This window comes from Blautia sp. 1001283B150304_161114_C9, from assembly GCF_015668165.1.
Lineage (GTDB): Bacteria > Bacillota > Clostridia > Lachnospirales > Lachnospiraceae > Blautia_A > Blautia_A wexlerae.
On record NZ_JADPGO010000081.1, the window covers coordinates 1 to 1,961 of the forward strand.

1 protein-coding gene and 1 tRNA gene are annotated in these 1,961 nt (G+C 44.1%); both read right to left on the minus strand.

Annotated elements, in window-relative coordinates:
• Positions 1-132: 132 nt before the first annotated feature.
• On the minus strand, positions 133-1,593 hold the full coding sequence (locus I4V44_RS17320; protein ID WP_118573881.1) for a uracil-xanthine permease family protein: 1,461 nt from the start codon (positions 1,591-1,593) through the stop codon (positions 133-135).
• A 293-nt stretch (positions 1,594-1,886) separates the two neighbouring features.
• Positions 1,887-1,960 (minus strand) — tRNA-Met (locus tag I4V44_RS17325).
• Position 1,961 lies beyond the last annotated feature (1 nt).

Consider the following 1,961-nt stretch of genomic DNA (forward strand, 5'->3'; position numbering starts at 1 on the left):
ACAAGCCAAAATTCCATTGCCGCAGGCAATCTGGAATGAATTTTGGCTACGTTACTGAGAACGGAGTGAACAGTAACGTTTTACTTATTCACTTTCGAACAATCCCAGTGTGCCAACAAGTTGATTCTGCTGCTATTTCTTCTGTGCCTCTTTTTTCTTAATGTCAAGAATCTCTTCTGCAATCTCAACTTCGGATTTCTCATCCGGTGGAAGCACAATATTCAGAATGATAGCAAACAGTGCTGCAGGTACGATTCCTGAACCGCCGAAGATCAATGTGATTGCCTGCGGCATATGTGCAAGGACTGCTGAGTTTGCCCCAAGTCCATAGCCAAGACCAAGTGCAACGGAGACAATTGTTACGTTTCTCGGAGTTACCGGCCATTTTGTGATAAGCTGGATACCGCTGACAACAATAGATGAGAACATCATAACTGCCGCACCGCCCAGTACACTCTGAGGCATGATGGAGATCAGTGCTGCAAGCTTCGGAAACAGACCACATGCGATAAGGAAAATACCGCCTGTTGCAATTGAAAAACGGTTTACAACCTTGTTCATTGCAACCAGACCTACGTTCTGGCTAAAAGAAGTATTCGGAAGTACGCCAAATACTGCTGCCAGTGAAGATCCAAGACCATCGCACATAACGCCGCCAGAAAGTTCTTTGTCTGTAGCTTCTCTTCCAAGACCGCCCTCTGTGATACCGGAAATATCACCTACAGTCTCTACAGCTGTTACAATAAACATGATGCAGATCGGAACGATTGCCCTTGCATCAAATACCCATTTGACAGGCATGATCTTCGGCACTGCAAACCAGGATGCGCTTGCTACTTTATCCCAGTTAAGAACCCAGGATTTGGTAGCTTCTACTGTTGCACCTGCATCATCCACATAGGTAAATGTGGTAGGAAGAACTGCTGCCATAATACTTACCAGCACATATCCAACGATAATACCGATCAGAATTGATGCAAAGCTTGTAAATCCTTTTGTTCCATGTTTTAATACGACAATTACAACCAGAACTACAAAGCCTACAAACAGATTCTCCAGAGAACCGTAGTCCTTAGCGGAACTTCCGCCGCCAAAAGAACTGATACCAACAGCAATCAGTGAAAGACCGATTGATAATACAACGGTTCCTGTTACAACTGACGGAAAAAATTTTCTCAATGGTTTCAGGAAGCTTCCCAGTACAGTTTCAAAAAGACCGCCGATAAAGGATGCCGCCATAATTGCACCATACGCAACCACTCCATTACCCATGACTCCTGCAACACTCTGGCATACGCCAATAAAACCGGAACTGGTTCCCATAACGATGGGGAGTTTACCACCCACAGGTCCTATGGTAAATACCTGAACCAATGTTACAATACCTGCAATCAGCATGGCATTCTGCAGAAGTGCTACCTGCAGTTCTCCGCCGGCTTCGATTCCACAGGCTGCTGTGATGATCAGAAGCGGTGTAAGATTACCTACGAACATAGCCAGCACATGCTGCAAACCAAGAGGAATCGCCAGCTTCAGTGGCGGCCTTCCATCAAGGTCGTAGGGTGTTACTGTGTTTTTCTCTTGTTTCTCCATTCCTTTCCCTCTCTTTCGTGAATGTTGATGTGATTCGGCAAAAGGTTTTACAATAGCGATTTTTCCTATAATCAAAAACAAGGCAGTTATCCTTTTTTGAATAACCACCCTGTTATCATTTCATACTACTGTCATTACAATGAACTTTTGCTTTCACCTTTTTGCATTATAAAGGATTTTGGGGATTATGGCAATAGTAAAAAGAAATTTTGTATATTTTTGTGTGAATATGCCGGCAACATAAAAAAGCCTGTAAACCTTTCACTCGATTTGCAGACTTATCTTTCGTGTAGTAGCGAGAGGGGGATTCGAACCCTCGACACCACGGGTATGAACCGTGTGCTCTAGCCAACTGAGCTATCTCGCCA

What these genes read in the sequence shown, in the direction of transcription:
- I4V44_RS17320 (WP_118573881.1), bottom strand. Translation starts at nt 1,593, where the DNA reads ATGGAGAAACAAGAGAAAAACACAGTAACACCCTACGACCTTGATGGA.